Annotated in this window: 3 protein-coding genes; 1 reads left to right on the forward strand and 2 read right to left on the reverse strand. The window is 71.0% G+C overall.

Translation table 11 applies throughout. The features are described 5' to 3' along the window. Positions 1–88 precede the first annotated feature (88 nt). Together ACFVIM_RS32910 and ACFVIM_RS32915 are read right to left on the reverse strand one after the other, a co-directional pair. Positions 89–769: a TetR family transcriptional regulator gene (locus ACFVIM_RS32910; protein WP_384309384.1), complete on the reverse strand. Its 681-nt coding sequence runs from the start codon at positions 767–769 to the stop codon at positions 89–91. Beyond that, positions 769–1,809, reverse strand: coding sequence for an acyl-CoA desaturase (locus ACFVIM_RS32915; RefSeq protein ID WP_384309379.1), 1,041 nt, complete (start codon positions 1,807–1,809; stop codon positions 769–771). Before ACFVIM_RS32915 ends, ACFVIM_RS32910 begins: the two co-directional genes overlap by 1 nt. Before the next feature lie 277 nt (positions 1,810–2,086). On the opposite strand from ACFVIM_RS32915, the gene ppc reads away from it, so the two are divergent. After that, the gene (gene ppc, locus ACFVIM_RS32920; protein ID WP_384309381.1) at positions 2,087–4,816 is read left to right on the forward strand and encodes a phosphoenolpyruvate carboxylase; all 2,730 of its coding nucleotides are present in this window, start codon (positions 2,087–2,089) and stop codon (positions 4,814–4,816) included. Positions 4,817–4,889 lie beyond the last annotated feature (73 nt).

A 4,889-nucleotide genomic window follows, 5' to 3' on the forward strand; every position in this document is an offset into this window, starting at 1 on the left:
GGCTCGCGGGGACGCGCACTCCCCGGGCAGTTACTTTTCAAGTAACTGGTCGCCCCGCACCCCGGGGCCGCCCCTGTCACGGATCCCGCTAGTTCTTCCGGTGGCCGATCAGCCGGGGTTTGGGCTCCAGGCCGTCCAGGCCGTGCCAGGCCAGGTTCACCAGGTGGGCGGCGACCTCCGCCTTCTTGGGGCGGCGGGTTTCGAGCCACCACTGGCCGGTGAGGGCGACCATGCCGACGAGGGCCTGGGCGTAGAGCGGGGCCAGCTTGGGGTCGAAGCCGCGGTTCTTGAACTCCATGCCCAGGATGTCCTCCACTTGGGTGGCGATATCGCTGATCAGGGAGGCGAAGGTGCCCGTCGACTGGGCCACGGGGGAGTCCCGCACCAGGATGCGGAAGCCGTCCGTATAGGTCTCGATGTAGTCGAGGAGGGCGAACGCGGCCTGTTCCAGCAGTTCCCGGGGGTGGCCCGCGGTGAGTGCGCCGGTCACCAGGTCCAGCAGCTGGCGCATCTCGCGGTCGACCACCACCGCGTAGAGGCCCTCCTTGCCGCCGAAGTGTTCGTAGACCACCGGCTTGGAGACGCCCGCCTTCGCGGCGATCTCCTCCACCGAGGTGCCCTCGAAGCCCTTCTCGGCGAAGAGCGTGCGGCCGATGTCCAGCAGTTGTTCGCGGCGCTCGGCGCCGGTCATCCGCACCCGTCGCGTCCTGCGCGACGGGCGGTTCTTCTCCGTACTGGTTCTGCTGCCGTCGGTCGCCACGCTCTCCATCATGCCGTGTCGGGGGCCTCGGCCCGACGCCGGGCGTCGATACGGGAGGCGCTGGGCCAGCGCACGTCATAGGCCCAGCCGAGCTGCTCGAACCAGCGGATCAGCCGGGCGCTGGAGTCGAGCTGGCCCCGCAGCACACCGTGGCGGGCGCTGGTGGGGTCGGCGTGGTGGAGGTTGTGCCAGGACTCGCCGCAGGACAGGACCGCCAGCCACCAGACGTTGCCGGAGCGGTCCCGGGACTTGAACGGGCGCTTGCCGACGGCGTGGCAGATGGAGTTGATCGACCAGGTCACATGGTGCAGCAGCGCGACCCGGACCAGGGAGCCCCAGAAGAAGGCGGTGAACGCGCCCCACCACGACATGGTCACCAGTCCGCCGACGATCGGGGGGATGGCCAGCGACAGGATGGTCCAGTAGATGAAGCCCCGCGAGATGCCCCGCAGCACCGGGTCCTTGACTAGATCGGGGGCGTAGACGTGCTGGGGGGTCCGCTCCTCGTCGAACATCCAGCCGATGTGGGCCCACCACAGGCCCTTCAGCAGCGCGGGGACGCTCTCCCCGTACCGCCACGGGGAGTGCGGGTCGCCCTCGGCGTCGGAGAAGCGGTGGTGCTTGCGGTGGTCGGCGACCCAGCGGACCAGCGGGCCCTCGACGGCCATCGACCCGGCGATGGCGAGCGCGATCTTCAGCGGGCGGCGCGCCTTGAAGGAGCCGTGGGTGAAGTGGCGGTGGAAGCCGATGGTGATCCCGTGGCACCCCAGGTAGTACATGCCCACCATCAGCCCCAGGTCCAGCCAGCTCACCCCCCAGCCCCAGGCCAGCGGCACCGCCGCCAGCAGGGCCAGGAAGGGGACGGTGATGAAGGCGAGGAGGGCGAGCTGCTCGACCGACCCCTTGCTGTCCCCGCCGAGGGTCGCGGAGGGGAGGGCTTCCCCGGTGGAACCGGCGGAACCGGCGGAAGAACCCGCGGGACCGGCGGGCTCGGCGGGCCCACCGGACCCGGCGGGCGCGTCGTCGAGCAGGTCGGAGCGTGGCGTCATGAATGGTCCCTGGGGAGTGAGGGATGGGGAGGGTTAACCGCCAGGTCAGCGCGGTGTAGGGGGACGGCCCCCGACCGCTGTGGGAAGACGGCGGACGGACACGGCTACGGCCGCGTAACCTACGGCGACGTAAGTATGTCAGCGCGTAGCCTCACGGCAAGAGACCTCCGGCGTACGTCCGGAGGCGGGACACCTATCCTGGGTCTCGTCGGACAGCGCGGTCCGCAGCCTCCAGTACCCCTCCAGACGTGCTCAAACACTGCAAGGAGCCGCACCTGTGAGCAGTGCCGACCAGACACCCACGGCCAACGCCGAACTCCGTGCCGACATCCGCCGACTGGGCGACCTGCTGGGCGAGACCATCGTCCGCCAGGAGGGCGCCGAACTGCTCGACCTCGTCGAGCGGGTCCGGGCGCTGACCCGCAGCGACGGCGAGGCCGCCGCGACGCTGCTGGGCGAGACCGACCTGGAGACCGCCGCGAAGCTGGTGCGTGCCTTCTCCGTCTACTTCCATCTCGCCAACGTCACCGAGCAGGTCCACCGGGGCCATGAGCTGCGCCGCCGCCGCGCCGCCGAGGGCGGGCTGCTCACCCGGACCGTCGACCGGCTCAAGGACGCCGACCCCGAGCATCTGCGCCAGACCGTCGCCAACCTCAACGTACGGCCGGTCTTCACCGCGCACCCCACCGAGGCCGCCCGGCGCTCGGTGCTCAACAAGCTCCGCCGGATCGCCGCCCTGCTCGACGGCGCCGAGGGCGCCCTCGACCCGCGCCGCCGCGATCTGCGGCTGGCCGAGAACATCGACCTCATCTGGCAGACCGACGAGCTGCGGGTGGTCCGCCCCGAGCCCGCCGACGAGGCGCGCAACGCGATCTACTACCTGGACGAGCTGCACGCCCACGCCGTCGGTGACGTCCTGGAGGACCTCGCCGCCGAACTGGAGCGCATCGGCGTCGAACTGCCCGCCACCACCCGGCCGCTGACCTTCGGCACCTGGATCGGCGGCGACCGCGACGGCAACCCCAACGTCACCCCCGCCGTCACCCGTGAGGTGCTGATCCTCCAGCACGAGCACGGCATCACCGACGCCCTCGAACTGATCGACTCGCTGCGCGGACTGCTCTCCAACTCCATCCGCTACACCGGCGCCACCCCCGAGCTGCTCGACTCCCTCCAGAAGGACCTGGAGCTGCTCCCGGAGATCAGCCCCCGCTACAAGCGGCTCAACGCCGAGGAGCCCTACCGGCTCAAGGCCACCTGCGTCCAGCAGAAGATCGTCAACACCCGGGAGCGCCTCGCCAAGGGCACCCCGCACGAGCCGGGCCGCGACTACCTCGGCACCACCGAGCTGATCGGCGATCTGACCCTGATCCAGACCTCGCTGCGGGAGCACCGGGGCGGTCTCTTCGCCGACGGCCGGATGGAGCGGGTCATCCGCACCCTCTCCGCCTTCGGGCTCCAGCTCGCCACCATGGACGTCCGCGAGCACGCCGACGCCCACCACCACGCCCTGGGGCAGCTCTTCGACCGGCTCGGCGAGGAGTCCTGGCGCTACGCCGACATGCCGCGCGAGTACCGGCAGAAGCTGCTCGCCAAGGAGCTGCGCTCCCGCCGTCCGCTGGCGCCCAGCCCGGCTCCGCTGGACGCGGCGGGACAGAAGACCCTCGGGGTCTTCCAGACGGTGAAGGAGGCGTTCGAACGGTTCGGACCCGAGGTCATCGAGTCGTACATCATCTCGATGTGCCAGGGCGCCGACGATGTCTTCGCCGCCGCCGTCCTCGCCCGTGAGGCCGGTCTGATCGACCTCCACGCGGGCTGGGCCAAGATCGGGATCGTGCCGCTGCTGGAGACCACGGACGAGCTGCGCGCCGCCGACGTCATCCTCGACGGCATGCTCAACGACCCCTCGTACCGGCGTCTGGTCTCGCTGCGCGGGGACGTCCAGGAGGTCATGCTCGGCTACTCCGACTCCTCCAAGTTCGGCGGCATCACCACCTCGCAGTGGGAGATCCACCGCGCTCAGCGGCGGCTGCGCGATGTCGCCCACCGCCACGGGGTGCGGCTGCGGCTCTTCCACGGCCGCGGCGGCACCGTCGGCCGGGGCGGCGGCCCCACCCATGACGCGATCCTCGCCCAGCCCTGGGGCACCCTGGAGGGCGAGATCAAGGTGACCGAGCAGGGCGAGGTCATCTCCGACAAGTATCTGATCCCCTCGCTGGCCCGGGAGAACCTGGAGCTGACGGTGGCGGCCACGCTCCAGGCGTCCGCCCTGCACACCTCCCCGCGCCAGTCCGACGAGGCGCTGTCCCGCTGGGACGCGGCGATGGACACGGTCTCCGACGCCGCCCACGCCACCTACCGGCGGCTGGTGGAGGACCCGGACCTGCCCGCGTACTTCTTCGCCTCCACCCCGGTCGACCAGCTCGCCGAGCTGCACCTGGGCTCCCGCCCCTCCCGCCGCCCCGACTCGGGCGCCGGACTCGACGGTCTGCGGGCCATCCCGTGGGTCTTCGGCTGGACCCAGTCCCGGCAGATCGTCCCGGGCTGGTACGGGGTCGGGTCGGGCCTCAAGGCGCTCCGCGAGGCGGGCCTCGACACCGTCCTCGACGAGATGTACGAGCACTGGCACTTCTTCCGCAACTTCGTCGCCAACGTCGAGATGACGCTGGCCAAGACCGATCTGCGGATAGCGCGTCACTACGTGGACACGCTGGTGCCGGACCACCTCCGGCACGTCTACACCGCGATCGAGGAGGAGCACGCGCTCACCGTGGCCGAGGTGCTGCGGATCACCGGCGGCGAGACGCTGCTGGACTCCAACCCGGTGCTCCAGCAGACCTTCGCGATCCGGGACGCCTATCTGGACCCGATCTCCTACCTCCAGGTCTCCCTGCTGGCCCGCCAGCGGACGGCCGCCGAGCGCGGCGAGACCCCGGACCCGGTGCTCTCGCGGGCGCTGTTGCTGACGGTCAACGGTGTGGCGGCGGGTCTGCGCAACACCGGCTGAGCCTGTCGGCTGCCCGTCCCGCGGACCGGCGGTGAGCCGATACGGGAAGACCGCCGCCCGGACGCGTGAGAAG

The organism is Streptomyces sp. NPDC057638 (assembly GCF_042800315.1).
GTDB lineage: Bacteria > Actinomycetota > Actinomycetes > Streptomycetales > Streptomycetaceae > Streptomyces.

Bases quoted from the DNA above. Each gene is read 5' to 3' on its own strand.
- ACFVIM_RS32910 (WP_384309384.1), bottom strand. From the start codon at position 769: ATGGAGAGCGTGGCGACCGACGGCAGCAGAACCAGTACGGAGAAGAAC.
- ACFVIM_RS32915 (WP_384309379.1), bottom strand. From the start codon at position 1,809: ATGACGCCACGCTCCGACCTGCTCGACGACGCGCCCGCCGGGTCCGGT.